The sequence below is a fragment of the Blastococcus sp. OS1-29 genome, from assembly GCF_057628075.1.
Window position 1 is genome coordinate 1 of record NZ_JBXXJK010000004.1, and the last position, 25,236, is coordinate 25,236.

At 72.4% G+C, this 25,236-nt stretch carries 29 protein-coding genes and 1 riboswitch; of the genes, 14 read left to right on the forward strand and 15 right to left on the reverse strand.

Features of this window, described 5'->3' with window-relative positions:
• Positions 1 to 514: 514 nt before the first annotated feature.
• On the forward strand, positions 515 to 1,069 hold the full coding sequence (locus tag AC2H4J_RS10955; protein ID WP_487464901.1) for an endonuclease domain-containing protein: 555 nt from the start codon (positions 515 to 517) through the stop codon (positions 1,067 to 1,069).
• A 75-nt stretch (positions 1,070 to 1,144) separates the two neighbouring features.
• On the opposite strand, the gene AC2H4J_RS10960 is transcribed toward AC2H4J_RS10955, so the two are convergent.
• The 4 genes from AC2H4J_RS10960 to AC2H4J_RS10975 are packed head-to-tail and all read right to left on the reverse strand — an operon-like array spanning position 1,145 to position 3,517.
• On the reverse strand, positions 1,145 to 1,759 hold the full coding sequence (locus tag AC2H4J_RS10960) for an alpha/beta hydrolase family protein (RefSeq protein WP_487464902.1): 615 nt from the start codon (positions 1,757 to 1,759) through the stop codon (positions 1,145 to 1,147).
• Complete coding sequence (locus AC2H4J_RS10965) at positions 1,756 to 2,427, reverse strand: HAD family hydrolase (protein ID WP_487464903.1); 672 nt, start codon at positions 2,425 to 2,427, stop codon at positions 1,756 to 1,758. The genes AC2H4J_RS10960 and AC2H4J_RS10965 overlap by 4 nt, the downstream gene beginning before the upstream one ends.
• Entirely contained in the window at positions 2,424 to 3,098 is a 675-nt protein-coding gene (locus tag AC2H4J_RS10970) for a DedA family protein (RefSeq protein WP_487464904.1), read from the reverse strand. Before AC2H4J_RS10970 ends, AC2H4J_RS10965 begins: the two co-directional genes overlap by 4 nt.
• 26 nt (positions 3,099 to 3,124) lie before the next feature.
• Positions 3,125 to 3,517 (reverse strand): YunG family protein, encoded by a 393-nt coding sequence (locus AC2H4J_RS10975; RefSeq protein WP_487464905.1) that lies wholly within the window; start codon positions 3,515 to 3,517, stop codon positions 3,125 to 3,127.
• A 46-nt stretch (positions 3,518 to 3,563) separates the two neighbouring features.
• On the opposite strand from AC2H4J_RS10975, the gene AC2H4J_RS10980 reads away from it, so the two are divergent.
• The 4 genes from AC2H4J_RS10980 to AC2H4J_RS10995 all read left to right on the forward strand — a co-directional run bounded on the left by AC2H4J_RS10980 (position 3,564) and on the right by AC2H4J_RS10995 (position 6,177).
• A complete protein-coding gene (locus tag AC2H4J_RS10980) occupies positions 3,564 to 4,862 on the forward strand; it encodes an amidohydrolase family protein (protein WP_487464906.1) in 1,299 nt (432 codons plus the stop codon).
• Positions 4,863 to 4,946: 84 nt separating this feature from the next.
• Positions 4,947 to 5,303 (forward strand): ArsR/SmtB family transcription factor, encoded by a 357-nt coding sequence (locus AC2H4J_RS10985; protein WP_487464907.1) that lies wholly within the window; start codon positions 4,947 to 4,949, stop codon positions 5,301 to 5,303.
• A complete protein-coding gene (locus tag AC2H4J_RS10990; protein WP_487464908.1) occupies positions 5,300 to 5,785 on the forward strand; it encodes an SRPBCC family protein in 486 nt (161 codons plus the stop codon). The genes AC2H4J_RS10985 and AC2H4J_RS10990 overlap by 4 nt, the downstream gene beginning before the upstream one ends.
• 5 nt (positions 5,786 to 5,790) lie before the next feature.
• Entirely contained in the window at positions 5,791 to 6,177 is a 387-nt protein-coding gene (locus AC2H4J_RS10995) for a VOC family protein (protein ID WP_487464909.1), read from the forward strand.
• Here AC2H4J_RS10995 and AC2H4J_RS11000 read toward each other — a convergent pair.
• On the reverse strand, positions 6,174 to 6,977 hold the full coding sequence (locus AC2H4J_RS11000; RefSeq protein WP_487464910.1) for an MBL fold metallo-hydrolase: 804 nt from the start codon (positions 6,975 to 6,977) through the stop codon (positions 6,174 to 6,176). The genes AC2H4J_RS10995 and AC2H4J_RS11000 overlap by 4 nt on opposite strands.
• Before the next feature lie 43 nt (positions 6,978 to 7,020).
• On the opposite strand from AC2H4J_RS11000, the gene AC2H4J_RS11005 reads away from it, so the two are divergent.
• From AC2H4J_RS11005 to AC2H4J_RS11020, 4 genes are all read left to right on the forward strand, one after another.
• Entirely contained in the window at positions 7,021 to 8,532 is a 1,512-nt protein-coding gene (locus tag AC2H4J_RS11005; protein ID WP_487464911.1) for a TldD/PmbA family protein, read from the forward strand.
• Entirely contained in the window at positions 8,529 to 9,908 is a 1,380-nt protein-coding gene (locus AC2H4J_RS11010; RefSeq protein ID WP_487464912.1) for a metallopeptidase TldD-related protein, read from the forward strand. The genes AC2H4J_RS11005 and AC2H4J_RS11010 overlap by 4 nt, the downstream gene beginning before the upstream one ends.
• A gap of 272 nt (positions 9,909 to 10,180) precedes the next feature.
• Entirely contained in the window at positions 10,181 to 10,483 is a 303-nt protein-coding gene (locus AC2H4J_RS11015; RefSeq protein ID WP_487464913.1) for a hypothetical protein, read from the forward strand.
• Positions 10,484 to 10,811: 328 nt separating this feature from the next.
• Positions 10,812 to 11,786 (forward strand): C40 family peptidase, encoded by a 975-nt coding sequence (locus AC2H4J_RS11020; RefSeq protein WP_487464914.1) that lies wholly within the window; start codon positions 10,812 to 10,814, stop codon positions 11,784 to 11,786.
• Between the two features lie 21 nt (positions 11,787 to 11,807).
• Here AC2H4J_RS11020 and AC2H4J_RS11025 read toward each other — a convergent pair whose 3' ends face one another.
• Entirely contained in the window at positions 11,808 to 12,386 is a 579-nt protein-coding gene (locus AC2H4J_RS11025; RefSeq protein ID WP_487464915.1) for a YdeI/OmpD-associated family protein, read from the reverse strand.
• A 96-nt stretch (positions 12,387 to 12,482) separates the two neighbouring features.
• Here AC2H4J_RS11025 and AC2H4J_RS11030 point away from each other — a divergent pair, with 96 nt between their 5' ends.
• From AC2H4J_RS11030 to gdhA, 4 genes are all read left to right on the forward strand, one after another.
• Positions 12,483 to 13,223 carry a histidine phosphatase family protein gene (locus AC2H4J_RS11030; protein WP_487464916.1) on the forward strand — a complete coding sequence of 247 codons (741 nt, stop codon included), beginning with the start codon at positions 12,483 to 12,485 and terminating at the stop codon, positions 13,221 to 13,223.
• On the forward strand, positions 13,204 to 14,109 hold the full coding sequence (locus AC2H4J_RS11035) for an NAD(P)H-hydrate dehydratase (protein ID WP_487464917.1): 906 nt from the start codon (positions 13,204 to 13,206) through the stop codon (positions 14,107 to 14,109). Before AC2H4J_RS11030 ends, AC2H4J_RS11035 begins: the two co-directional genes overlap by 20 nt.
• 41 nt (positions 14,110 to 14,150) lie before the next feature.
• Entirely contained in the window at positions 14,151 to 14,732 is a 582-nt protein-coding gene (locus tag AC2H4J_RS11040; protein ID WP_487464918.1) for a gamma carbonic anhydrase family protein, read from the forward strand.
• Between the two features lie 115 nt (positions 14,733 to 14,847).
• Positions 14,848 to 16,197 (forward strand): NADP-specific glutamate dehydrogenase, encoded by a 1,350-nt coding sequence (gene gdhA / locus AC2H4J_RS11045; RefSeq protein ID WP_487464919.1) that lies wholly within the window; start codon positions 14,848 to 14,850, stop codon positions 16,195 to 16,197.
• Positions 16,198 to 16,199: 2 nt separating this feature from the next.
• Here gdhA and metX read toward each other — a convergent pair whose 3' ends face one another.
• Together metX and AC2H4J_RS11055 are read right to left on the reverse strand one after the other, a co-directional pair.
• Positions 16,200 to 17,276 carry a homoserine O-acetyltransferase MetX gene (gene metX, locus AC2H4J_RS11050; protein WP_487464920.1) on the reverse strand — a complete coding sequence of 359 codons (1,077 nt, stop codon included), beginning with the start codon at positions 17,274 to 17,276 and terminating at the stop codon, positions 16,200 to 16,202.
• Between the two features lies 1 nt (position 17,277).
• Entirely contained in the window at positions 17,278 to 18,570 is a 1,293-nt protein-coding gene (locus tag AC2H4J_RS11055) for a bifunctional o-acetylhomoserine/o-acetylserine sulfhydrylase (RefSeq protein WP_487464921.1), read from the reverse strand.
• 41 nt (positions 18,571 to 18,611) lie between these two features.
• A riboswitch (SAM riboswitch) is annotated at positions 18,612 to 18,727 on the reverse strand.
• A 173-nt stretch (positions 18,728 to 18,900) separates the two neighbouring features.
• Here AC2H4J_RS11055 and AC2H4J_RS11060 point away from each other — a divergent pair.
• Positions 18,901 to 19,929, forward strand: coding sequence for a zinc-dependent alcohol dehydrogenase family protein (locus tag AC2H4J_RS11060; RefSeq protein WP_487464922.1), 1,029 nt, complete (start codon positions 18,901 to 18,903; stop codon positions 19,927 to 19,929).
• Here AC2H4J_RS11060 and AC2H4J_RS11065 read toward each other — a convergent pair.
• From AC2H4J_RS11065 to AC2H4J_RS11095, 7 genes are all read right to left on the reverse strand, one after another.
• Positions 19,926 to 20,660: an amino acid ABC transporter ATP-binding protein gene (locus AC2H4J_RS11065; protein ID WP_487464923.1), complete on the reverse strand. Its 735-nt coding sequence runs from the start codon at positions 20,658 to 20,660 to the stop codon at positions 19,926 to 19,928. The two genes, AC2H4J_RS11060 and AC2H4J_RS11065, sit on opposite strands and share 4 nt — an antisense overlap.
• 43 nt (positions 20,661 to 20,703) lie before the next feature.
• Positions 20,704 to 21,660 (reverse strand): amino acid ABC transporter permease, encoded by a 957-nt coding sequence (locus AC2H4J_RS11070; RefSeq protein ID WP_487464924.1) that lies wholly within the window; start codon positions 21,658 to 21,660, stop codon positions 20,704 to 20,706.
• Positions 21,661 to 21,664: 4 nt separating this feature from the next.
• The gene (locus tag AC2H4J_RS11075) at positions 21,665 to 22,591 is read right to left on the reverse strand and encodes an ABC transporter substrate-binding protein (protein WP_487464925.1); all 927 of its coding nucleotides are present in this window, start codon (positions 22,589 to 22,591) and stop codon (positions 21,665 to 21,667) included.
• A gap of 127 nt (positions 22,592 to 22,718) precedes the next feature.
• Complete coding sequence (locus tag AC2H4J_RS11080) at positions 22,719 to 23,129, reverse strand: Rv3103c transmembrane domain-containing protein (RefSeq protein WP_487464926.1); 411 nt, start codon at positions 23,127 to 23,129, stop codon at positions 22,719 to 22,721.
• Complete coding sequence (locus AC2H4J_RS11085; protein WP_487464927.1) at positions 23,126 to 24,046, reverse strand: mechanosensitive ion channel family protein; 921 nt, start codon at positions 24,044 to 24,046, stop codon at positions 23,126 to 23,128. The genes AC2H4J_RS11080 and AC2H4J_RS11085 overlap by 4 nt, the downstream gene beginning before the upstream one ends.
• Positions 24,047 to 24,054: 8 nt before the next feature.
• Positions 24,055 to 24,846, reverse strand: coding sequence for a thioesterase family protein (locus AC2H4J_RS11090; protein WP_487464928.1), 792 nt, complete (start codon positions 24,844 to 24,846; stop codon positions 24,055 to 24,057).
• A gap of 23 nt (positions 24,847 to 24,869) precedes the next feature.
• Positions 24,870 to 25,235, reverse strand: coding sequence for a hypothetical protein (locus AC2H4J_RS11095; RefSeq protein WP_487464929.1), 366 nt, complete (start codon positions 25,233 to 25,235; stop codon positions 24,870 to 24,872).
• Between the last annotated feature and the right edge of the window lies 1 nt (position 25,236).

A 25,236-nucleotide genomic window follows, 5' to 3' on the forward strand; every position in this document is an offset into this window, starting at 1 on the left:
CGGTCGGCAGCCCCTCAGCGATCAGCCTCCAGAACCTGCGCTCGATCTCCTTCGGCAGCCGCAGACGCGCCATCGACACCACCCCAAATCACCGGGGTGTTGCATCGACCCCTTGAACCCGAGGCGCTGATCGCCCCGACTTCGTATGACTCGATGAGCCTGTGGACGGCGCCGGCGGAGCGGGGGGCTCGGGAGGCATCCTCCACCGGTGCCGACGCCGCCTGTTCCTCCCCGGGTCACCGCGCCCACCGACCGCCGGAGGGCCACGGCCTCGGGCATCACCGACTGGCACCTTCGCCACCGTGGAGTGCGTCGTCTCTCGCGAGACACCTACCTGCCCCTGCTGGCGGCTCCTGACCTCCTGCAGCGTGTCCGGGCCGTTCTTCTGGGCGCTCCGAGCGATGCGGTCGTCAGCCACCGGACCGCCGCATCGCTGTTCGGGCTGGAGATCCCGCTCGCCCCCGCCGTTCCTCCTCCGACGCGGCTCCGGAACCGGGCCGACCGACGGATCCACGTGTCCTCGGTCCCTGCGGCGCAGATCCAGCGGCGGGCGGGTGTGTCTCTGACCTCCCCGGGCCGGACCTGGCTCGACCTCTGCGCGCACCTCCCGCCGGCAGCCCTGCTCGCCGTCGCAGATCAATTGCTGGCGCGGCGCTATCCGCGCTCGGGCTTCGACCAGGTGCTCGCCGCTGCGCCGAGGGTCCGTGGGAAGCGGACGGCGCGTGCGGTGCTCGCGGTGGCGAACCCGAAGTCGGGATCCCCGATGGAGTCGGTCCTGCGCTGGCTCATCCACGAGGCGGGGCTGCCGGCCCCCGTACTGCAGCACGTCGTCCGTGATGGAGGCGGCCAGTTCCTGGGCGAGGTGGACCTCGCGTGGCCCGACCGGCGGGTACTCGTCGAATTCGACGGCAACGTGCACCGGGAGCGACGGGTCTTCGTCGACGACCTTCGGCGGCAGAACCTGCTGGTGCTCGAGGGCTGGACGGTGCTGCGCTTCACCTCGGCGGACGTGCTGGGTCGGCCGGCGCACGTGGTGGCCACCATCCGCGCCGCCCTCGGCCTCGGCTGACCGTTCACCCTTCGTCCAGTCATGCGAAGTCGTGGTCATCAGGCGCTGATCGCCCCGAGTTCGTATGACTGGACGTCAGAAGAATTCGTCGAGCCAGGACATCGCGGCGGCGGCGACGATGTGCACGTCCTTCTTGAGCGAGTGGTCACCGGCGACGGCGTAGACCGAGGCGTTGGCGCGCCCGGAGAGCACCGCGGCGACCGCCTCCGGACGCCCCATCGCGTCCGTCTCCCCCTGCACCACGCAGAGGGGAGCCGTCACGGAGGTCAGTTCGCCGGCCCGGCTCTTCTCCGGCTTGCCGGGCGGGTGCAGGGGGAAGGCGAGGGCGAGCACCCCGGCGGCACCGTGCGCGGCCGCGGTCCGGCAGGCGACCCGGGCGCCGGCGCTGCGCCCGCCCAGCACGAGCGGGCCGGTCAGCACGCCGCCGGAACGCAGCTGCTGGAGGACGGCGGTCCATGCCTCGTCGAGCTTCGGCGGCGCCGCGGCGATGCGTTTGCCGGCCACCCGCCACGGCTGCTCGACCTGCACGACCCGCCAGCCCGCGGCGGCCGCCTCGGCGGTGACCTCGACCAGATCGGCGGACTCGATGCCCCCGCCGGCACCGTGACCGAGCACGAGGGTGCCGCGCCGGCCGCCGTCGGTGACGTGCGCCCGCGCCAGGCCTGGGGCGGTGTCGACGTCGACGATCACGACGAGGGCAGGGTCAGCAGCGCGTCGACGACACCGGCGAGGTCGGGCGCGGACAGGTGCGGCGCCTCGTAGACGGCCGGATACGTCCGCTCGCTGCGCGGGAACCAGACCCCGGTCAGTCCGGCCCGCTGCGCGCCCAGCACGTCCCAGCCGTGCGATGCCACCAGCGCCATCCGGTCGGGTGCCACCCCGCAGGAACCGGCCCCCCAGAGGTAGGCCTCCCGGGAGGGCTTCCAGGCCCGGATGGACTCCGACGACAGGCAGCGCTCGACCAACGAGGTGATGCCCCCTCGTTCCAGCCCGGCCTCGGCGACGCCGGGGGATCCCTGGCTCAGGGTGACGACGCGGAAGCCGGCTTCCACGAGCCGCCGCAGCGCCGGCTCGACGTCCGGGTGCGGTGCCAGCTCGCCGAAGCCCTCGAGCACCGTCTCCCGCTGGGCGGCGCTCAGGTCGCTCGCCTGCGCCAGCGCGGCGTCGAACGCGTCGCGGAACCGGCACCAGGAGCCCACCGTCACTGCCGCGAAGCCGGTGAGCAGCGTGCGCGCGAACACCGTCGGCAGCAACGACTCCGGCTGGCCGGCCTCCACCAGCGCGGCGCGCACAGGGGCGAGGTCCAGCAGCGTCTCGTTGACGTCGAACGCCACGACGTCGGGACGCAGGCGGGTCATGGCTGGTCCCGGTCGTCGGCGGGCAGGTCGTGGCCCGCCGTCCGCGGGCGGCGCAGCTTGCCGGAGGCCTTGCGGTAGACGAACCAGGCGACGGCGAGCACCACGGCCGCGGCCACCAGGTAGTCCAGGTAGTGCAGGTTCGCCTCGATGAAGTCGCCGGCGGCGACACCGAGAGTGATCAGCACGGTGTTCCAGATCAGGCTGCCGGCGGCGGTCAGGAGCACGAAACGGCCGAGCGGCATGCGCACCACGCCCGCCGGCACCGAGATGAAGCTGCGCACGATCGGCACCATGCGGCCGAGGAACACCGCCCAGCGCCCGTGCCGCTCGAACCAGGCGAAGGTGCGGTCGACGTCGTGGGTTTCCACGAGCGGCAGCCGGTCGAGGAACGCGTGCGAGCGACGCGGGCCGAGTGCCCGGCCCACGTAGTAGAGGAAGAGCGCCCCCAGGACCGAGCCCAGGGTGGCGAAGACGATCACCGGGACGATCGACATCCGCCCCTGGTTGATGAGGACGCCGGAGAGCCCGAGCACGGCCTCGCTCGGGATCGGCGGGACGACGGTCTCGAGCAGGATGCTGATGCCCACGCCGAGCGGCCCCAGCGTGTCGACGAGCTCGAGCAACCAACCGGTGATGCCGCCCTGCTGGGACGGGACGGCGAGAGCTGTCATGGACGCTACGGTATCGGCGCCCCGGCTCAGCGCTCCTCGAGCCGGGCGAGCACCCGCGACCGCAGCAGCCGGTACTCGGTCTCCCCGCGCCGCAGCGGACCGCTCGGCCGGGGGACGACCCGCGGCTCCTGCACGCGCTCGTCGGAGCCGAACTGCTCGAGCGTCAGGTCGATGTCGACGCCGGCCAGCCGGTTCCACCAGTGGACGCCACGCCGGGAGCCGTCCCGCAGCCGAACGTCCGCCACGCACAGGTCGCCACCGAGCAGGTCGTTCACGACGAGCGCCGTCGGCCCGCACTGGCCGCGCGCGGGGTTGGCCGGCGACCACAGCGGCAGGTCGGCCGGGTCCTCGCACACGTCGGGACCCCACGACGCGCGGACGGCGGCCTCGAGAGCCTGCAGGGTCAGCGGACGCGGCACCGCGCGAACGTAGCCGCTCCCACCGACACGACTAGGTTCGGACACCGTGCTGCAGCGCTTCACCGCCCGGGCGGTCGTCGTCGGGGATCGCGCGGGCACGGTGATCGTGGACGCCGTCCTGGATGTGGCCGACGGGCGCATCGCCTGGGTCGGGCCGGCCGACGAGGCGCCGCGAGCCGACGACGCCCAGGTCGTCGCGCTGCCCGGCGTCCTGATGCCCGGGCTGGTGAACACCCACTCGCACGCGCCGATGGTGCTCTTCCGGGCGCAGGGCGAGGGGCTGCCGCTCGACCGCTGGCTGAGGGAGGTCATGTGGCCGCGCGAGGCGCGGTTGACCCCCGAGGACGTCGAGGTCGCGATGGCGGCCGCCTCGGCGGAGATGTTGCGCAACGGGGTGACCACGAGCGTCGAGATGTACTTCTTCCCCGAGCACATCGCGTCAGCGGTGGGCCGCACCGGTGCGCGCGCGATCATCGCCACTCCCATCCTGCCGCTGCCCGGGATGCCGCCGTTCGAGGAGCAACTGAAGGCCGCGGTGGAGCTGGCCGCCGCGGCGCCGGGCGACGGCACGGTGGAGTACGGCCTCGGGCCGCACGCCGCCTACACCGTGCCCCTGCCGGTGCTCCGCGACGTCGGGGCGGCTGCGCGGGAACACGGCCTGCTGCTGCACCTGCACGTCGCCGAGACCGCCACCGAGGGCGCCGCGCTGCTCGCCGAGCACGGCCGGTCGGTCCCGGCACTGCTGGCCGAGCACGACGTGCTGGGCGGGCGGGTACTGGCCGCGCACTGCGTGCACATGGACGACGCCGACCTCGACATCTGGCGCGCGCACGACGTCGCCGTCGCCCACTGCCCGGCCAGCAACGCCAAGCTCGCCAGCGGGATCGCGCGGCTGAGGGACATGCTCGACCGCGGCATCCGGGTCGGTGTGGGCACGGACGGTCCGGCGTCGAATGACGGGCTGGACCTGCTCGCCGACCTGCGGCTGGCTGCGTCCCTGGCTCGGCTCGCCGCCGGGTCGGCGACCGCCCTGACCGCCGGCGAGGCGATCTGGCTGGCCACGGGCGCCGCCGCGGATGCGGTGGGCCGGCCCGACCTCGGGCAACTCGAGGCCGGACGCCGGGCCGACCTGGTGCACGTCGACACCCGCGACCTCGTCTTCGAGCCGGTCGGCAACCCGGGCGACTGGCTGGCGCACCTCGTCTGGTCCGGCACCGGCCGGCACGTCCGCGACGTCTGGGTCGAGGGTCGACAGGTCGTGGCGGACCGCTCCGTCGCGGCTGTCGATGCCGGGGAACTGCGGCAGGACGTCGCCCGGCGCGCTGCCCGTCTCGCTGCCGGTTGACGGCTTCTCAACCCAGAGGTTGACAACGCCGTCGCGGCGGTCCTAGCCTCTTCTTCAACCGAAAGGTTGAAAAAGGAGGACGCAGTGGCGGCGGATCCGCTCTCCCGGGTGTTCTCGGCGCTCGCCGACCCCACCCGGCGGGACATCGTGGCGCGACTTGCGGTCGGCGACGCCACGGTGAACGAACTCGCCGCGCCCTACGACGTGACCGTCCAGGCCGTGTCCAAGCACCTCAAGGTGCTCGAGGACGCCGGTCTGGTGAGTCGGAGCCGGGAGGCCCAGCGCCGCCCGGTGCACCTCGAGGCGAATGTCTTCGAGCTGATGACCAAGTGGATCGAGCGCTACCGGCAGCAGGCCGAGGAGCGGTACCGCCGTCTGGACGACGTCCTGCGCACGATGCCGGACGAGCCGCCCGCACCGAAGGAAGGAAGCGCGTCATGACCAGCACGACCCACCACGAGACCCAGATCGTGGCCGACCCCGACGTCCCGCTCGTGCGGATCGTCCGCGAGTTCGACGCACCCGTGGAGAAGGTGTTCCGCGCCCACACCGACCCGGACCTCGTCGTCCAGTGGCTCGGCCCGCGGGGGCTGACGATGACGATCGACCGGTACGACTGCCGCACAGGGGGCTCCTACCGGTACGTCCACAAGCGGGACGGCGAGGAGTACGGCTTCCACGGCAGCTTCCACGAGGTCCGGCCGAACGAGCTCATCGTGCAGACGTTCACGTTCGAGGGCTTCCCCGACCAGGTGGCCCTGGAGAAGCTGCGGCTGGAGGACCTCGGCAACGGTCGCACGCGGCTGACCGCCACCTCGCTGGTCGACTCCTTCGCCGACCGCGACGCCTTCGTGGCCAGCGGCATGGAGACCGGCGTCGTCGAGGGGTACGAGCGGCTCGACGAGATCCTGGCCGCATCCTGATGCGCATGAAGCTCGAACTGGTGCCGATCCCTGTCAGCGACGTCGACCGCGCGAAGGCCTTCTACGTCGAGAAGGTGGGCTTCGCCGAGGACGTCGACGTGCAACCGGCCGACGGCATCCGGGTGGTGCAGCTGACCCCGCCCGGGTCCGCCTGCTCCATCGGGCTCGGCACCGGCCTCGCGGCGTACGAGGCGACGCCCGGCACCATCCGGGCGCTGCACCTCGTCGTCGACGACATCGAGAAGGCGCGCGCGGAGCTGCTGGGCCGCGGGGTGGAGATGGGGGAGATCCAGGACGTCGGCGGCGGCGTGCGGTACTCCGGGTTCAGCGACCCCGACGGCAACTCCTGGACCTTGCAGGAGATGGCCTGGCGGCGGGGCGAGGGCTTCTAGGCCCGCAACGAGATGGTGTCGCCGCGACGCACCGGGCGCAGCTGTCCCGGCAGCTCGCGGCGGCCGACCTCGGCGAGGAAGTCGCCCAGCGGTGACCGGAAGCGGCTGTAGTCGTCGTAGTGCACCGGCACGGTGACGGGTGGCTTCAGCAGCTCGACGAGGTCGGCGCCCTGCCGGGCGTCCATCGTGACGGTGATGCCCAGGACCTTGGTGCCGCCGAGGTGCGGGATCAGGACGTCGAGGGGCCCGCACCGTTCCAGCACCTCGCCGAGGAACGGGCGGTAGAGGGTGTCGCCGCTGATGTAGCCCCGCCACGAGACGTCCCCGTCCCGGACCAGCTCGACGACGCTGCCCATCACCTGCGGCAGGACCTTCGCGAGCGGCCCGGGGCCGTGGACGCCGGGCACCGAGGTGATCCGCAGGGTGTCGCCCCCGCGGGTCACCTCGTGCGTCTGCCAGGCGGCGAGGTCGGAGGTCGCCGTGAACCCGCGGTCGGACAGGCACCTCGCGGCCTCCTTCGTCGTCACCACCGGGGTGCCTTTCGGGAGGGCCTTCGTGGCGATGCGGTCCCAGTGGTCGCCGTGCATGTGCGACAGCAGGATCGCGTCGAGCGCCGGCAGCTGGGTCGGCTGGAGCGCCGGTTCGGTGCGCCGCTTCGCCCGCAGCCCGTAACCGAGGTGCGCCCGCTGGCCGCGGTGCAGGAAGTTCGGGTCGGTCAGCAGCGTGAACGCGCCGATCCGCAGCAGCATCGTGGCGGTGCCGCCGAAGGTGAGCGTCACGTCGTCCGCGGGGCCGGCCATGCAGGGCCCGCTACCCGCTCGGCCGGGCTGGTAGACAAGCCGCGTGGCACCTTCCCGCAGCGTCGACGAGACGTTCCTCGCCCTGCCGCTGGCCGCGCTCACCGACGCCGCGCTCACCCGGGCGGCCGAGCTCGGCTGCGAGCACGCCGACCTGCGCGTCGAGCGCATCCACACGCAGACGGTGAGCCTGCGCGACGCCCGGCCGGAGTCGTTCACCGACGGCGAGGACCTCGGCCTGGCCGTGCGGGTGGTGCACGGGGGCACGTGGGGCTTCGCAGCGGGCGTCGTCCTCACGCCCGTCGAGGCCGTCCGCCTGGCCGAGGAGGCCGTCGCCGTCGCCACGGTCTCCGCGGCCATCAACAGCGACCGGGTCGAGCTCGCGCCCGAACCGACCTATGACGGGAGCTGGGTCTCCGATTACGAGATCGACCCGTTCGGCGTGCCGGACGGCGAGAAGAGCGCGCTGCTCATCGGGCTGTCCGAGCAACTGATGGCCGCCGACGGCGTCGAGCACGTGCAGAGCAGCTGCATGCACGTGAAGGAGCAGAAGTACTACGCCGACACCGCCGGCACCCGCACCCGGCAGCAGCGGGTGCGCATCCACCCCGAGTTCACGGCGCTCACCGTCGACCGCGCCACCGGGCAGTTCGAGAGCATGCGCACGCTGGCCCCGCCGGTGGGCAGGGGCTGGGAGTACCTGACCGGCGGCCACTGGGACTGGCATCGGGAGTTGTCGGAACTCCCCGAATTGCTGCGCGAGAAGACCAAGGCCCCGTCGGTCGAGGCCGGCCGCTACGACCTCGTGGTCGACCCGTCCAACCTCTTCCTCACCATCCACGAGTCGATCGGGCACGCGACCGAGCTGGACCGGGCCCTGGGCTACGAGGCCGCGTACGCCGGCACGTCCTTCGCGACCATCGACAAGCTCGGCACCCTGCAGTACGGGTCGCCGCTGATGAACGTCATCGGCGACCGCACCGCTGTGCACGGGCTCTCGACGGTCGGCTGGGACGACGAGGGCGTCGCCGGCCAGCAGTGGGACATCGTGACCGACGGCGTCCTCGTCGGCTACCAGGTCGACCGCAACATCGCCCGGCACACCGGCATGCCGCGGTCCAACGGCTGCGCCTTCGCCGACTCCCCGAGCCACGTGCCGGTGCAGCGGATGGCGAACGTGTCGCTCCAGCCGGACCCCGACGGGCCCAGCACCGACGAGATCATCGCCGGCGTCGAGCGCGGCATCTACGTGGTCGGCGACAAGAGCTGGTCGATCGACATGCAGCGCTACAACTTCCAGTTCACCGGCCAGCGGTTCTACCGGATCGAGAACGGGCGGCTGGCCGGCCAGCTGCGCGACGTGGCCTACCAGGCCACGACGACCGACTTCTGGGGCTCGATGGCGGTCGTCGGCGGCCCGCAGACCTACGTCCTCGGCGGTGCCTTCAACTGCGGCAAGGCCCAGCCCGGACAGGTCGCCCCCGTGAGCCACGGCTGCCCGACCGCGATGTTCGAGCACGTGAACATCCTCAACACCGTCCAGGAGGCCGGCCGATGAGACCGCAGGAGCTGGTGGAGCAGGCGCTGGCCGCCTCCACCGCCGACGGTCAGGTCGCCTTCGTCACCGAGTCGTCGGAGGCCAACCTCCGCTGGGCGGCGAACAGCCTCACCACCAACGGCGCGATGCGGTCGCGGCACGTCGTCGTCGTCTCGTTCGTCGACGGCGGCGCCGGGATGGCCGCCGGCACGGTGGCGCGGACCGGGACGCCGGACGTCGCGGCCCTCGTCGCGGCCAGCGAGCAGGCGGCGCGGGACGCGGGCCCGGCGGAGGACGCCGTCCCGCTGGTGAGCGAGACGCCGGCGGGCAACGGCGACTGGGGCGCCGCCCCCGCCGAGACCTCGATCGAGGTGTTCACCGACTTCGCGCCGCACCTGGGCCAGGCGTTCGGGGAGGCCCGCGACCGCGGCGAGCTGCTGTTCGGCTTCGCCGAGCACGCCATGCGGACGACGTACCTCGGCACCTCCACCGGCCTGCGGCTGCGCACCGACCAACCCACCGGCCGGGTGGAACTCAACGGCAAGAGCCCCGACTTCTCCCGCTCGGTCTGGTCGGGCGTGGGCACCCGCGACTTCCAGGACGTCTCCGTGGCCGACCTCGCGGCCGACGTGCAGAAGAAGATGGGCTGGTCGGCCCGCCGGATCGATCTGCCCGCCGGCCGCTACGAGACGCTGCTGCCGCCGTCGGCCGTCAGCGACCTGATGATCTACCTCTACTGGACGATGGAGGCCCGCGACGCCGACGAGGGCCGCAACGTCTTCGCCAAGCCGGGCGGCGGCAACCGGGTCGGCGACCGGCTGGCCGAGCTGCCGCTGACCCTGCGCAGCGATCCGGCCGCCCCGGGGCTGGAGACCGCCCCGTTCCAGGTCGTGGGCGCCTCGTCGGGGGCGGCGTCCGTCTTCGACAACGGCATGTCGACCCCGGCGGTGAACTGGATCGAGGGCGGCGTCCTCACCAACCTCGTCCGGCCGCGGGCGTGGGCCCTGCGGACGACGGCGCCCGCCACCGCCGCCGTCGACAACCTGATCCTCGAGGACCCGACCGCGACGGCGTCCCAGGAGGAGATGCTGGCCGCGACCGACCGCGGCCTGCTGCTCACCACGCTCTGGTACATCCGCGAGGTCGACCCGCAGACGCTGCTGCTCACCGGGCTCACCCGGGACGGCGTCTTCCTCGTCGAGGGCGGCGAGGTGACCGGCGCGGTGAACAACTTCCGCTTCAACGAGTCGCCGGTCGACCTGCTCGGCCGCACGGTGCAGGCCGGGCGCACCGAGCGCACCCTGCCGCGCGAGTGGAACGACTGGTTCACGCGCGCGGCGATGCCGACGCTGCGGGTGCCGGACTTCAACATGAGCAGCATCAGCCCGGCCAGCTGATCCCAGGAATCACACCGCTCACTCCGCACCCACCGAGCGGTGGAGTTCCGACAAGCGCATCCGCCGACCCTGGGAAGAACTGACGGCGACGACGCGTGCTCCTCTCATTACTCTCGGTTCCGGGCGAAAGCGACGCTGCTTCGCACCAATAAGGGCGAAATCTCGCGCAGGGATTCAGGTCCGACCCATTCCTGCCGATATCTCGTCCAGATGCACCTTTCACATGCACAGGGTTCCGCACTTCCCGGCGGAACTGTCGAGGGGAGGACTCCGTGACCAGGAGTCGCAAGCCGTCCGTCTTCCAGGTCGGCAAGGTCCGCGACGACGGCCGCACGGTCGTCATCTCCGGGTGGGGCCTCGGCCTCTGCGCCGAAGGTTGCGCGTGTCACCGGGACCCGTCCGCGGGACACCTCTCGATCGAGGAGGACCAGGCCGGCGGCACCCTCGGCCTCGCCACGTTCCGCGAGGGTGGCTGCGACTGCTGCGAGCCGTGGACCGCGGGCGAGCTCGCCGCGATCCTGCGCGACCTCGACGCCGTCACCAGCCTGCAGGCCCAGGAGCCCCTCGCCGGCTGAACAACAGACCAATTCCCCGCCTGATCAGCGGGGACACCGTGCGCCCAGGATGCATTTTCGTGGATGAAATGCGTCCTGGGCGCACATTTATGTGCACACCGGCCATTCGATGTGCGAGTGACGAACGGTGCGCAGCGATAGTCCTGTGACGGACGAGGCGATGCACACAAGCTGACCAGCGCGCCCTCCGCTACTTGTCGACAGCACTTCCCTACCGTCGGTGCTGACGCGCAGAGAACGTGGCCCCTTCCCCGGGCCCGGCGCATGCTGACGGAGGCCGACGGTGCAATCCGCGCGCACGACCCCTCGCCGTCGGTCCCGCGCCGTCATGGCCGTCGGAGTCGCGCTCGTCGCCGTGGCGACGGGGCTGCTGGCACCGACGCCCGCCGACGCCGCCCCGGGGTCCGCTGCGCAGGCCAGCACCATGGTGCGCAAGGCCGCCGAGCAGTTGGCCGCCATCGACGAGCAGGTGCGCCAGGCCGAGGTGACGGTGGCCGCCCAGCAGGAGGCGGCGGCCGCCGCGGCCGCGGAGGCCGCCGCGGCGCACTCCGCCGTCGCCGCCTACGAGCCCCAGCTGCGGGCCATCGCGCAGAGCGGATACACCGGCAAGACGCAGTCGCGGGTCGCGGCCTTCCTGACCAGTGCCTCGGCGGCGGAACTCGTCCAGCAGATGACGACGCTGGACATGCTCGCCGCCCACACGAACTCGGTCGTCTCCTCGGTCGCTGTCGCCCAGGCCGCGGCCCAGCAGGCCCAGACCGCAGCCGACCAGGCGGCGGCGACCGCTCAGGCCGGCCTCGAGCAGCTCAAGTCGCAGCAGGCCGAGGTGCAGAAGCAGGTCGCGGCCTACCAGGCGGACTTCGCCCGGCTGTCGGCCGCCGAGCAGACCGCGGTGACCACCGCGGTGGCGGGCCGGGCCATCACCCCGCCCCGGAACCTGCCGCTGCCCCCCGGCGCCGCCGGCAGGGCGATCGCCACCGCTCTGGCGCAGGTCGGCGACCCGTACCGGAGCGCCGGGGTCGGCCCCGACGCCTTCGACTGCTCCGGCCTCACGATGTTCGCCTACGCCTCGGCCGGCATGTCGCTGCCCCACTCCAGTCGCAGCCAGTCCACCCTGGGCACCCAGGTGACGCGCGCGGAGCTCCTGCCGGGTGACCTGGTCTTCTTCTACACCCCGATCAGCCACGTCGGCCTGTACATCGGCGACGGCATGATGGTCCACGCGCGCACGTTCGGCTCCCCGGTGGCCGTGACCAGTGTCGATCAGCGCGGCTTCCGGTTCGGCGTCCGACTCCCCCAGTGACGCCGGCTCGGTGACGCCGGCTCAGTGGATCCGGCGGCCCTCGGCGAGCATCTGCACCAGGGACGCGATCCGGCGGGCCCGTGACGTGTCGCTGGTCGCCGTGTGCACCCGCCAGAGGACGGCGTACCGATTGGCGCCGTCGAGCGCGGCGAACTCCCTCTCCGCGGCCGGCTCTGCCTGGAGCGCAGCGGCGAGGTCGTCGGGCACGCTGATGTCGGCCGAGCCGGCGTAGGCCCGTTCCCAGCGGCCGTCCGCGCGCGCCGCGTCGACCGCTGCGAGGCCGGCGGGACGCATCCGGCCGGCCAGGATCAGGGCCTCGACCGCCGCGACGTTCTTCTGCGACCAGATGCTGCGCGCCCGTCGCGGGGTGATCCGCTGCAGGTAGAACCGGTCGTCGAGCCGGTTGGAGCGGCCGTCGATCCAGCCGAAGCACAGGCACGACTCGACGAGCTCCGCGTAGCTCACCGACGGCACGCCCGCCCCCTTCTTGGCCAGCTTCACGTAGACCCCCGCAGCGGTCTCCCCCTCGGCCTCGAGCCACGCCTCGAGGGCGGCCTGGTCGGGGAAGCCGAGCACGGGCAGGTCGGTCGGCAGCGTCACGCGGACATCCTGCCGGTGGCGGCCGGTTTCGGGGGAGTGCGGGGCGGCTACCGGCTTCTCGGAGGGCCGCACCGTGCGGCCGGGCGGAGGTGACGCGTGGACGACAGGGAACCCGGTCCGCAGGTCGTCTGGCTGGTGCGGCACGGCGAGAGCATGGGCAACGTGGCCGACGCACGCGCCCAGCAGGCGCGCGCCGGGCGGCTGGAGCTCGACGTCCGCGACCCCGACGTCCCGCTGTCCGACACCGGCCGCTCCCAGGCCGAGGCGCTGGGCAAGTGGCTGGCGGAGCTGCCGGCGGAGGAGCGCCCCACCGCCGCGCTCAGCTCGCCGTTCAACCGGGCCATGACCACGGCGGAGCTGGCCACGGCCGACCTCGGCATCCGGGTGCGCACCGACGAGCGGCTGCGGGAGCGCGACTTCGGCGCCTTCGACGGCATGACCGGCGCCGGTATCCGCGAGCAGTTCCCGGACGAGGCGAAGCGGCGCGACCTGCTCGGCAAGTTCTACTACCGGCCGCCGGGCGGCGAGAGCTGGTCCGACGTCGCCCTGCGGATCCGCAGCGTGCTGGCCACCGAGGGCCTGCGCTACGACTGCGAGCGGCTGATCATCGTCGCCCACCAGGCGGTGATCATGGTCTTCCGGTACGTGCTGGAGGAGCTGACCGAGCAGGAACTGCTGGAGCTCGACAAGGAGGAGCAGGTCGCCAACGCGTCGCTGACCCGCTACGACCGCGACGCCGACGGCAACCTGCGACTGACCAACTTCAACGACGTCGACCACCTGACCGCCGAGGCCGAAGAGGTCACCGAGGAGCCCGATGCCGCGCCCAGCACCTGAGTCGCAGCGCAGTGACCCGACGATCGTCACCCCGGAGGTCCTGCGCGGCTGGCAGCTCCCCGAGCCGACCGGCGACAAGAACAAACGCGGGTCGGTCCTGGTGATCGGGGGCAGCTCGGAGACCCTCGGGGCCGTCCTCCTGGCGGGGGAGGCCGCGATGCGGGCGGGTGCGGGCAAGCTGCAGGTGGCCACCGTGGCCTCCGTCGCGCCGTTCGCCGCCGCCGCGCTGCCCGAGGCACTCGTGCGGTCGCTGCCCGAGACCGACAGCGGGGCGATCAGCGTCGATGCGGCCGACGCCGTCCGCGACCTCGCCGAGTCGGCGGACGCCGTCCTCATCGGCCCCGGCATGGCCGACAAGGAGGTGACCCAGGAGTTCGGGGCCCGCCTGCTCCCCCACCTGAAGGGCCCCCTCGCGCTCGACGCCCTGGGGCTGGCCTGCGTCACGGCCGACGACGCCTGCCTGCACCACCTGAACGGCCGCGTGGTGCTCACGCCGAACCCGCTGGAGCTGGCGTACGCCCTGCACATCGAGCAGGACGAGCTCGCCGAGGATCCCGCGGCCGGCACCGCGGACCTCGCCGCCCGCGCCCGGGCCGTCGTCGGGTTGGGCGGGGTCACCTCGTGGGTGGCGAGTCCGGACGGCGCCCTGTGGCGCGACGACAGCGGCGCGGCGGGGCTCGGGGTCTCGGGTTCCGGTGACGTCCGCGCCGGGATCACCGCTGGCCTGCTCGCCCGCGGCGCCGATCCGGCCCAGGCGGCCGTCTGGGCCGCCTTCCTGCACGGCCGGTGCGGGGAGCGGCTCTCCTCCACCGTGGGCCGGCTGGGTTTCCTGGCCCGCGAGCTGCCCCCGGAGATTCCGAGAGCACTCGCCGAGATCACCGGCTGACTGCCAGACTGCCGCCGACGACGCGCAACGAGGAGGACGGCGTGCAACACGACAACTACATCGCGGAACTGGACTTCGGGAAGCCGCAGATCGACGACCAGGCCTTCGTGGCCCCGACGGCGGTCGTGGTCGGGGCCGTGACGATGGGCCCGCACGCCAGCATCTGGTACGGCGCCGTCGCCCGGGCGGATGCCGACCAGATCGAGATCGGTGAGGGCTCCAACGTCCAGGACGGCTGCACGCTGCACTCCGACGCCGGCTTCCCGCTCCTCATCGGCAAGGGCGTCACCGTGGGGCACCGGGTCGTCCTGCACGGGGCGCGGGTCGACGACGACGTCCTCGTCGGCATGGGCAGCATCGTCATGAACGGCGCGCACATCGGCTCGGGGTCGATCGTCGCCGCCGGGGCGGTGGTGACCCCCGGCACCGTGGTGCCGCCGAACTCCGTCGTCGGCGGCATCCCGGCCAAGGTGCTCCGCCCGGCGACGGACGACGACATGGCGCACATCCGCGGCAACGCGGCCAGCTACACCGAGCGGCTGCCGTCGGCGCGCAAGGTGCGCCCCGTGGTCCGGCGTCCGCTGCCACCCGCGGGAATGGTGCCCGGCGACTACATGAGCTGAGCGGGGACCTCCCTGCCCCCACCACTCGCCTGCTCGGGGTGGGTCCCTGCAGGGACGCGGAGGGCCGGCCGTACCGTCGGAGCGTGATCGCACGCGAGCAGTCCGGTGGGGCGGCATGACCGTCGACGTGTCCGCGACGGTGCAGGGCATCTATGACGAGGTGCTGCGCCGCAACCGCGGTGAGGAGGAGTTCCACCAGGCTGTCCGGGAGGTCCTCGACTCCCTCGCCGTCGTGCTGCAACGTCACCGCGAGTTCAGCGAGATGAAGACGGTCGAGCGGATCTGCGAGCCCGAGCGCCAGATCATCTTCCGCGTCCCGTGGCAGGACGACCGCGGCGAGGTGCAGATCAACCGCGGTTTCCGGGTCGAGTTCAACTCCGCCCTGGGGCCCTACAAGGGCGGCCTGCGGTTCCACCCCTCGGTCAACCTGGGCATCGTCAAGTTCCTCGGCTTCGAGCAGGTGTTCAAGAACGCGCTGACCGGCATGCCGATCGGCGGGGGCAAGGGCGGCTCCGATTTCGATCCGAAGGGCCGCTCGGACGCCGAGGTCATGCGGTTCTGCCAGTCGTTCATGACCGAGCTCTACCGGCACATCGGCGAGTACACCGACGTCCCGGCCGGCGACATCGGCGTCGGCGCGCGCGAGATCGGCTACCTGTTCGGCCAGTACAAGCGGATCACCAACCGGTACGAGTCCGGCGTGATCACGGGCAAGGGCCTCGGCTGGGGCGGCGCGCTGGTCCGCACCGAGGCGACCGGTTACGGAGCCGCGTACTTCGCCGACGCGATGATGAGCGCGCGCGACGAGTCGTTCCACGGCCGCCGGGTCGTGATCAGCGGCTCGGGCAACGTCGCCGTCTACGGCATCGAGAAGGTGCACCAGCTCGGCGGCACGGTGGTGGCCTGCTCGGACTCCAGCGGCTACGTCGTCGACGAGAAGGGCATCGACCTCGAGGTGCTCAAGACCGTCAAGGAGGGCGAGCGCGGCCGGATCAGCGACTACGCCGACCGGGTGGGCAGCGCCCACTTCATCTCGCGGGGCCGCATCTGGGACGTCCCGTGCGACGTCGCCATGCCCAGTGCCACCCAGAACGAGCTGGACGGCCGCGACGCGCGCACGCTGGCCCGCAACGGCTGTCAGTACGTCGTCGAGGGGGCCAACATGCCCGCCACCCCCGAGGCGGTCGCGCTGTTCCGCGCCGCCGGGATCGGCTTCGCCCCGGGCAAGGCCGCCAACGCGGGCGGGGTCGCGACGTCGGCCCTGGAGATGCAGCAGAACGCCTCGCGGGACAGTTGGAGCTTCGAGCGCAGCGAGGCCAAGCTCGAGGAGATCATGCGCGGCATCCACGCCCGCTGCGCCGAGACCGCCGAGGTGTACGGCTCACCGGGTGACCTGGTGCTCGGCGCGAACGTCGCCGGCTTCCTCGAGGTCGCCCAGGCGGTACACGCCCACGGGCTGATCTGACCCTAGGAGGCGAGCAGCTCGCGGAGCAGGTCGCCGACGGCGCCCACCTCGATCAGGAAGCCGTCGTGCCCGTACGGCGAGGCGATCACCCGCAGGGGGACGCCGAGCGCGTCGGCGACCTGGGCCTGCTGCTCCAGCGGGTAGAGGCGGTCGCTGTCGACGCCGGCGACCAGGGTCCGCGCGGTCACCCGGCGCAGCGCCGCCTGCACGCCGCCGCGGCCCCGGCCGACGTCCCAGCTGTTCATGGTCTCGGTCAGCAGCAGGTAGCTGCCCGCGTCGAACCGTCGTCCCAGCTTGTCGGCGTGGTGCTCGAGGTAGGAGGCCACGGCGAACCGGCCGTCGTCCTGCACCTCGTTGCCGAAGCGCTCGCTCAGCTCCCAGGCGCTGCGGTAGGTCAGGTGCGCGATACGGCGGGCGATGCCCAGGCCGGCCAGCGGCGGGTCGTCGAGCGGGTAGTCCCCACCCCGCCAGCGGGGATCGGAGCGGATCGCGGCCTGCTGCGTGGTCTGGGTGCCGATCTGGTCACCCGAGGCGACCGCGCTGGAGGCCAGGAAGAGCAGCGTCGCGACCCGGTCGGGCAGGGCCACCGCCCACTCCAGGGCCCGCATGCCGCCCATCGAGCCACCCACGACGCACGCCCAGCGGTCGATGCCGAGGGCGTCCGCCAGGGCCGCCTCCACGCGCACCTGGTCACCGACGGTCACCTCCGGGAACCGGGCGCCCCACCGGCCGCCGTCCGGACCGGGGGAGGACGGGCCCGTCGTCCCCTGGCAGCCGCCGAGGACGTTCGCGCAGACGACGAAGAATCGATCGGTGTCCAGCGCGCGCCCCGGGCCGATCAGCCCGTCCCACCAACCGCCGGTCGGGTGCCCGGGGCCGGCCGGGCCGACCACGTGGCTGTCCCCGGTGAGCGCGTGCTCGACGAGGACCGCGTTGCCGCCGTCCCCGTCGAGCGTGCCCCACGTCTCGTAGGCGACCCGTACCCCGGGGATCAGGCCCCCGCGCTCGGGTCGGAACGAGCCGGGCAGGTCGAGGAACCGGCGGTCGCCCGCCGGATCACCCTCGACCCACCCGCCCATCTCAGGCGCTCTTGGCGGCCCGGAAGCCGGCCTCGAGGTCGGCGAGGATGTCCTCGATGCCCTCCAGGCCGACGGCCAGGCGCACCAGGCCCGGCGTGACACCGGTGGTGAGCTGCTCCTCGGCGGTGAGCTGCGAGTGCGTCGTCGACGCGGGGTGGATCACCAGGCTGCGGACGTCGCCGATGTTGGCGACGTGGCTGTGCAGCTCGAGCGCCTCGACGAACTTCCGGCCGGCCTCGCGGCCCCCGTGCAGCTCGAAGGTCAGCACCGCACCGGCGCCCCGCGGGGCGTACTTCTGCTGCGCCGCGTGCCACGGGGACGACGCCAGGCTCGGGTAGTTCACCGAGTCGACCTCGTCGTGGGCCTCGAGGAACTGCGCGACCTTCAGGGTGTTCTCGACGTGCCGCTCCATGCGCAGGGACAGCGTCTCGATGCCCTGGACGACGAGGAACGCGTTGAACGGCGAGATCGCCGGCCCCAGGTCGCGCAGCAGCTGCACCCGTGCCTTGAGCGCGTACGCGGGCGCACCCAGGTCCTTGTAGACCACGCCGTGGTACGTCGGGTCCGGCGTGGTGAAGCCGGGGAACTTCCCGCTGCCCCAGTCGAAGGTGCCGCCGTCGACGATGATCCCGGCGATCGCCGTGCCATGGCCGCCCAGGTACTTGGTCGCGGAGTGGACGACGACGTCGGCGCCGAACTCGAACGGCCGGACGAGGAACGGCGTCCCGATGGTGTTGTCGACGATCAGCGGGACGCCGTTGCGGTGCGCGACCCCGGCGACGGCCTCGATGTCGAGGATGTCGCCCTTGGGGTTGCCGATGGTCTCGCCGAAGAACGCCTTGGTGTTCTCCTGCACGAGCGCCTGCCACGCCTCGGGGTCGTCGGGGTCCTCGACGAAGGAGACGGTGATGCCCAGCTTGGGCAGCGAGTGGTGCAGCAGGTTGTACGTGCCTCCGTAGAGCGAGGCGGACGCGACGACGTGGTCCCCGTTCTCTGCCACGTTGAGGAGCGCGAGGGTGGTGGCGGACATGCCGCTCGCCACCGCCAGGGCTGCCACACCGCCCTCGAGCGAAGCGACGCGCTGCTCGAGCGCGTCCTGCGTCGGGTTCATGATCCGCGTGTAGATGTTGCCCATCTCGGCCAGCGCGAACAGGTCGGCGGCGTGCTGGCTGTCGCGGAACTGATATGCCGTGGTCGCGTAGATGGGCAGCGCGCGGGCGCCCGTGGTCGGGTCGGGGGTGGTGCCGGCGTGGATCTGCCGGGTCTCGAAGCTCCAGCTCTGCGGGTCGCTCATGCGCCGTCTCCTCTCGGTCGGGAGAACCCGCGGCGCGCGAGGACTCCGTCTTGCCGGACGACGGGCGCCGTCCGACCGGCTCTTCCCCTGGAGCACCTCAGACGGAGTAGAGGTTGCCGGGCAGCCAGCCAGGTGCTTGTCGCTGCCTCTCGTGAGCCAGTACCGATCGTAGAGGGACGATGTCTCACGTGAAACATCCGTCTCACACAGTGGACCGGGTGCCCATGGTGATGTTGATCATCGTCTGCCTGGTGGGAGCACCGTGGGACGCGCCGAGCGGGTCGGCAGGCGGACGGATGGCGGGTCCGAGGGATCCGGCAGGCTGAGGGCGTGCGCGCGCTGGTCTTCGACTCCTTCGGTGGTCCGCTCGAGGTGCGGGAGGTCGCTGCCCCGGAGCCGCCGCCGGGCGGCGTCGTCGTGCGGGTCGCGGCCAGCGGCGTCTGCCGCAGCGACTGGCACGCCTGGCAGGGGCACGACCCGGACGTCGTCCTGCCCCACGTGCCCGGTCACGAGCTGGCCGGCACGGTGGCCGCGGTCGGCCCGGGAGTGGCGGACTGGCGCGTCGGGGAGCGGGTGACCGTGCCGTTCGTCAACGCCTGCGGCACCTGTGCGCAGTGCGCGGCGGGCGACCAGCAGGTGTGCGCCCGCCAGACCCAGCCGGGTTTCACGCACTGGGGGTCGATGGCCGAGTTCGTCGCGCTCGACGCAGCCGACGTGAACCTGGTCGCCGTCCCCGACGAGCTGGACCTCGCGACGGCGGCCGCGCTGGGCTGCCGGTACGCGACCGCCTTCCGGGCCGTCGTGCACGTGGCCCGGGTGCGGGCCGGGGAGTGGGTGGCCGTGCACGGCTGCGGCGGGGTGGGCCTGTCGGCCGTGCAGATCGCGTCGGCGGCCGGCGCGCGGGTGATCGCCGTCGACGTGGCCCCGGGCGCCCTGCAGCTGGCCCGCGCGCTGGGTGCGGAGCACGCCGTGGACGGCGGCGCGGACGTGCCGGACGCGGTGGCCGAGCTGAGCGGCGGGGGCGCCCACGTCTCCCTCGATGCCCTCGGCGCCGCCGTCACCTGCGGGAACTCGATCAACAGCCTCCGCCCGCGGGGGCGGCACGTGCAGGTCGGTCTGCTGCCCCCCGCGCAGGGGCGCCCGGAGGTGCCCATGGAGCGGGTCATCAGCCGTGAGCTCCAGGTCCTCGGCAGTCACGGCATGCCGGCGCACGCCTATCCGGAGCTGCTCGGCCTGATCGCCGCCGGCCGCCTGGACCCGCGGCCGCTGATTACCCGCCGCCTCGGCCTCGACGACGCCGCGGCCGCGCTGGCCGACGTCGGCCGGCAGCCCGGGATCGCGGTCGTGACGAGCTTCTAGAGCGCCTTGGAGAGGAACGCCTTCGTGCGGGTGTGCTGGGGGTCGGTCAGCACCTGCCGCGGGTCTCCGGACTCGACGACCACCCCGCCGTCCATGAACACCAGGGTGTCACCGACCTCGCGGGCGAAGCCCATCTCGTGGGTGACGACCACCATCGTCATGCCGGCCCGGGCGAGGTCGCGCATGACGTCGAGCACCTCGCCGACCAGCTCGGGGTCCAGCGCCGACGTCGGCTCGTCGAAGAGCATCAGCTTGGGCTCCATGGCCAGCGCGCGGGCGATCGCCACGCGCTGCTGCTGGCCGCCGGAGAGCTGGTTGGGATAGGCGTTCGCCTTGTCGCCGAGGCCCACCCGATCGAGCAGCTCCCGGCCCCGCTCGCGGGCGGCCGCCTTGGCCACGCCGCGGACCTGGATCGGCGCCTCGGTGACGTTCTCCAGCGCCGTCATGTGCGGGAAGAGGTTGAACCGCTGGAAGACCATGCCGATGTCGCGGCGGCGCTCGGCCACCTCGCGGTCGCGCAGCTCGTGCAGCTTCCCGCCGGACTCGCGGTAGCCGACCAGGTTGCCGCCCACCGACAGCCGGCCGGCGTCGATCTTCTCCAGGTGGTTGATGCAGCGCAGGAACGTGGACTTCCCGGACCCGGAGGGACCGATGATGCACATGACCTCGCGCTCGGCGACCTCCAGGTCGATGCCCTTGAGCACCTCGAGGTGGCCGAACGCCTTGTGCACCTGCTCGGAGCCTTCACCATCGGCGTCCGCCCGCTGGTCTCGGTCAATGCGTGCCTCCCACCGACCGGGCGACCCGCTCGGCCCGCTGGGCGCGCGTCTCCCGCGCGCCGAACCCGCGGCTGAACCGCCGCTCGAGGAAGTACTGGCCCACCATCAGCACGCTCGACAGCGCGAGGTACCAGAGGATCGAGGCCACGGCCATCGGGATGACCTGGAACGTGCGGCTGCCGATGGCGCGCAGCTGGAAGTTCAGCTCGTTGCTGACCGGGACCGCGATGAGCAGCGAGGTGTCCTTGAGCATCGCGATCGTCTCGTTGCCCGTGGGCGGGATGATCACCCGCATCGCCTGGGGCAGCACGATGCGGCGCAGTGCCCGGCCGCGGCTCATGCCCAGCGCGGTCGCGGCCTCGGTCTGGCCCGGGTCGACCGACTGGATGCCGGCTCGCACGATCTCGGCCATGTAGGCCCCCTCGGACAGCGACAGGCCCAGCAGACCGGCGAAGAAACCGCTGAAGATCTGGTTGCCGTCGAGGCCGAGGAAGCGCAGGTCGCCGTGGAGGCCGAGCAGGCTCATGAGCTGGTGGTCGAACGGGATGCCGATGGCGTAGGTGCCGTAGAGCGCGCCGAGGCTGGCGCAGAAGAACAGCAGGACCAGGCGCGGGATGGCCCGGAAGAACCACACGTAGGCCCAGGCGGCGCCGGAGACGACCGGGTTCGGCGAGAGCCGCATGACCGCGATGACGATGCCCAGCAGGACGCCGACCAGCATCGCGAGGACGGTCATGACCAGCGTCGTCTGCACGCCGCGCAGAACCGGCGGCCGGAACATGTTGTCGAACATGAACCCCCACTGGAACACGGGGTTCGTGATCAGCATGTGCACGAACATCAGCGCCAGGACGGCGATGACGGCCGCGGCGACCCAGCGGCCGGGGTGCCGGACCGGCACCGCCCGGATCTCCTCGGGCGGTGCCGGCCGGGTCGTGCTCTCCAGCGTCATGGCGTCAGCTGGCCGGGGGGTTCACCGTCGGGTTGTCGATGGCACCGGCCTCGACGCCCCACTTCGCGAGCACCTTCTTGTAGGTGCCGTCCTGGATCAGCGACTCCAGGGCCTTCTGGATCGCGTCGGCGAACTGGGTCTGATCCTTGGCGACGACGTAGCCGTAGGGGGCGGAGTCGTAGATGTCGCCGAGCAGTTCGAGCTGGCCCTTGGTCTGGCTCACGGCGTAGGCCTCGACCGGGGAGTCGGCGAGCCCGGCGACGTCCTTGCCCGAGACGACGGCAGCGGTCGCCTCGTCCTGCCCGTCGTACTGGTCGATGGTGATGGCCTTCTTGCCGGCGGCGGTGCAGTCGTCGGACCGCTTGGTCAGGTCGTCGACCTGGACGGTGGCCTTCTGGACGGCGATCTTCAGGCCGCAGGCGTTGTCGATGTCGACCTTCTCCGGGTTGCCCTTCTTGGTCGCCCACTGGGTACCGGCGGAGAAGTAGCTGATCATGTTGGCCTGCTGGAGCCGGTCGGGGTTGATCGTGAACGAGGAGACACCCGCCTCGTACTTCTGCGATCCGACGCCGGCGATGATCGAGTCGAACGGCGCGGTCTCGAACTTGGCCTTCAGGCCGAGCTTCTGCGCGACCAGGGTGAACAGGTCGACGTCGAACCCGACGATCGTCTCGCCGTCCTCGGCGATGAACTCACTGGGCGCGTAGGTGGTGTCGCTGCCGACGGTGATGACGCCGTCCTTCTTGACGGCGTCGGGAACCATCCCGGCCAGCTGGTCGTCGGCGGAGACCGACGGGAGCGACGCCGTGCCGGAGGCGGAGCTGCCCCCGGCCGAGCTGCCGCCGGAATTGTCCCCACAGGCCGTGAGGACGAGCGCCATGGCGGCGAGCGTCGCGACGCCGGCGCGGCGGGTCAGGGGGGTTCTGGACAACGGAGCATCTCCTTCGTGTGTCCGACTGGTGTGTCCGACGGGGTGATCATGCCCGATCCGGCCGCTCCGCCGGTCTCGACGGAGTCACGGTCCCGATCGTCACTCCTGTGGGCGACCGTCGAGATCGTCAGCCGGTCGGTGGGCTCACGGTCGGTGTCGGCAGTGAGGGCGAGGTCGTGGTCGGCACGCCGCTGTCGCTCGGCAGGGTCGCCGTCGTGGTGTCCTCGGAGGGCGCGGTGGTCGTGGGCGCCTCGGACGTCGTCGGCTGCTGCTCCGAGGTCTGCTCCGGCGTCGTGGTCCGGGCCGCCGTCGTCGGCGCCGGGGCCGTCGTGGACACGGGCACCTCGGTGCCACCGGTCGCCGGGGCCGGCGTCTCCGGCTTGACGTACAGGTACAGCGCGAAGATCGCGACGAACAGGACGGCCAGGACGAGGGTCGACGTGCGCGCCCGACCGAGATGTCCCGGGATGCGGGAGATGTGCCAGGGCGAGCGGGTGACCTCGGGCGTGGCGGCGGGCTGCGGGGTCGTGTCGCTCATCGCTCCTCCCGCGCGAGCTCGTCCGCGGCCGACTGGGTCTCGACCGGCGGCGGCGGGGGCACGCTGAGCCCCTGGTCGCGGAACGCGAGGACCACGCGGGCGCGCAGGTCACGGCCGACCTCGAACTGCTTGCCGGGCAGGGTGCGGGCGACCACGCGCACGTTCACCTGGTCCAGGCCCAGGCTCTCGACGCCCATGACGGTCGGCGGGTCGAGCAGCAGCGGTCGCAGGCCCGGGTCGCGGAAGGCCGCCCGCCCCACCTCCCGCAGGATCTCGTTCACCCGGTTGACGTCGACGGTGGTCGGGATCGGGACGTCGACCACGGCCCGCGCCCAGTCGCGCGACAGGTTGGTCACCTTGACGATCTGGCCGTTCGGAACGGTCACGACCTCGCCGTTGGGGGAGCGCATCCGCGTGACGCGCAGGGTGACGTCCTCGATGGTCCCGGTCGCCGGGTCACCCCCGCCGACCACCTGGATGGACACGACGTCGCCGAAGCCGTACTGCCGCTCGGTGATGATGAAGAACCCGGCCAGCACGTCACCGACGATCCGCTGGGCGCCGAAGCCCAGTCCGACGCCGAGCACGGTGGCCGGCGCGACCAGGCCGGTCACGGGGACGCCCAGCCGGTCGAGCACGAAGAAGACGGCGATCGAGTAGATGAGCACGATGGCCGCCCAGGTGAGCACCTGGGTGAGGGAGTGCCGGTGCTTGGCCGCCTCGGAGCGGACCAGGACGTCGCCCCCCGTCGCCCGGCGATCGATCCGCTCGGTGGTGCGCGCACCGATCCAGGCCACGAACCGGGCGAGCAGGATCGAGCCGAGGACGATCAGCACGACCTCCAGGCCACGCCCGGACAACCAGTCGCGCAGCTCCGTGACGGGGCTGGCCTGTGCGGCGAGGAGTTCGTTCGTCATCGGTGCCATCATCGCGGCTCCACGAACAGCGCGTGCGTCGAGCGTCCGACCGCTCCGGCCTCGTCGAACAGGACGGCATAGCACTGGGCGGCGCCGGTGCCGCCGTAGACCGTCCGTGCGTCCATCCCCAGCCACTCCCCCTGCGGTGCGCGGTGCAGCGCGAGGCTCAGGTCGACGTTGGCGAACGAGTTCGTGTTCCAGTCGAGCTCGGCCGAGATGCCGCTGGCGGCGTCGGTCATCACGAGCAGGTGCTGCAGCGGCGTCATCGGCTCGCCGGCCACCAGCTCGCACTCCGGCCGCGTCCAGGCCGAGGCCGGGCCGGGCGCGTTGAAGCTGCCCGTCGGGAACCGCCACTCCAGCGCCCGGTGGTAGGCGACGTCCTCGGTGAAGAACTCGGCGACCTCCGACCGGCTGTCCTGCCACCCGACGGCGGCCGGGTGCGGGCCGGCCTCCGTCGCGGCGACGTCACCCTCCCGGGTGCGCATGCGCCAGGCCGACAGCCGCATGAGCGGGCGGTCGCTGCCGGCCGTGATGACGGCCTCCACCAGCTCGATCCGCCGTCCGGGACGGACGACGGACGCAGCCACCCGGATCGGCCCGACCGGCACCGGCCCGAAGATGTCGTACGCCAGGCGCACGGTCTGGCCGCCGTCGATGGCGCTGGCCGACTCCGCCTCGCGGAGCAGCAGGGCCGCCGGGGGACCGGCGTGCTGCAGGCCGGGGTCCCACGGGCCGATGGTCAGCGCGGTGGCCTCGTAGCCACCGTCGACCGGCACGTAGAGGGAGGCGGGCAGATCCATACAGGGCAGTCTTCCGTCGTCGGTCAGCCCCCCGAGCGGCGGGTCTCCCACACCGCCGCGGCCGTCCAGGTCGCCGCAGCGATCGAGATCAGCGCCCACGGCCACCGCAGTCCGGGGGCCGACAGCAGCAGCAGGACGGCGACGACCAGCACCGCTCCGGCGAGCGGGACGGTGCGCGCCAGGGCCTGCAGGGTGCCCGGTCCGGGGATCGCGACGAACACCACGACGGCGACGACCAGCAGGAACGCGCAGAGGGCCGCGAGGTAGAGGGATGTCGCACCCCACTCGTCGGGCAACGCCGCGGCGCCGATCCCGCACAGCACGACGGCGGCGCCGAGACCCAGCAGGGTGCGGCGGCGCCGCACCGACCACGGTGACTTGGTCTCCACC

Coding starts and splice junctions, on each gene's coding strand:
- AC2H4J_RS10965 (WP_487464903.1), bottom strand. CDS start 2,427: ATGACCCGCCTGCGTCCCGACGTCGTGGCGTTCGACGTCAACGAGACG.
- AC2H4J_RS10970 (WP_487464904.1), bottom strand. CDS start 3,098: ATGACAGCTCTCGCCGTCCCGTCCCAGCAGGGCGGCATCACCGGTTGG.
- AC2H4J_RS10990 (WP_487464908.1), top strand. CDS start 5,300: ATGACCAGCACGACCCACCACGAGACCCAGATCGTGGCCGACCCCGAC.
- AC2H4J_RS10995 (WP_487464909.1), top strand. CDS start 5,791: ATGAAGCTCGAACTGGTGCCGATCCCTGTCAGCGACGTCGACCGCGCG.
- AC2H4J_RS11000 (WP_487464910.1), bottom strand. CDS start 6,977: ATGGCCGGCCCCGCGGACGACGTGACGCTCACCTTCGGCGGCACCGCC.
- AC2H4J_RS11010 (WP_487464912.1), top strand. CDS start 8,529: ATGAGACCGCAGGAGCTGGTGGAGCAGGCGCTGGCCGCCTCCACCGCC.
- AC2H4J_RS11020 (WP_487464914.1), top strand. CDS start 10,812: ATGGCCGTCGGAGTCGCGCTCGTCGCCGTGGCGACGGGGCTGCTGGCA.
- AC2H4J_RS11035 (WP_487464917.1), top strand. CDS start 13,204: ATGCCGCGCCCAGCACCTGAGTCGCAGCGCAGTGACCCGACGATCGTC.
- gdhA (WP_487464919.1), top strand. CDS start 14,848: ATGACCGTCGACGTGTCCGCGACGGTGCAGGGCATCTATGACGAGGTG.
- metX (WP_487464920.1), bottom strand. CDS start 17,276: ATGGGCGGGTGGGTCGAGGGTGATCCGGCGGGCGACCGCCGGTTCCTC.
- AC2H4J_RS11055 (WP_487464921.1), bottom strand. CDS start 18,570: ATGAGCGACCCGCAGAGCTGGAGCTTCGAGACCCGGCAGATCCACGCC.
- AC2H4J_RS11070 (WP_487464924.1), bottom strand. CDS start 21,660: ATGACGCTGGAGAGCACGACCCGGCCGGCACCGCCCGAGGAGATCCGG.
- AC2H4J_RS11080 (WP_487464926.1), bottom strand. CDS start 23,129: ATGAGCGACACGACCCCGCAGCCCGCCGCCACGCCCGAGGTCACCCGC.
- AC2H4J_RS11085 (WP_487464927.1), bottom strand. CDS start 24,046: ATGACGAACGAACTCCTCGCCGCACAGGCCAGCCCCGTCACGGAGCTG.
- AC2H4J_RS11090 (WP_487464928.1), bottom strand. CDS start 24,846: ATGGATCTGCCCGCCTCCCTCTACGTGCCGGTCGACGGTGGCTACGAG.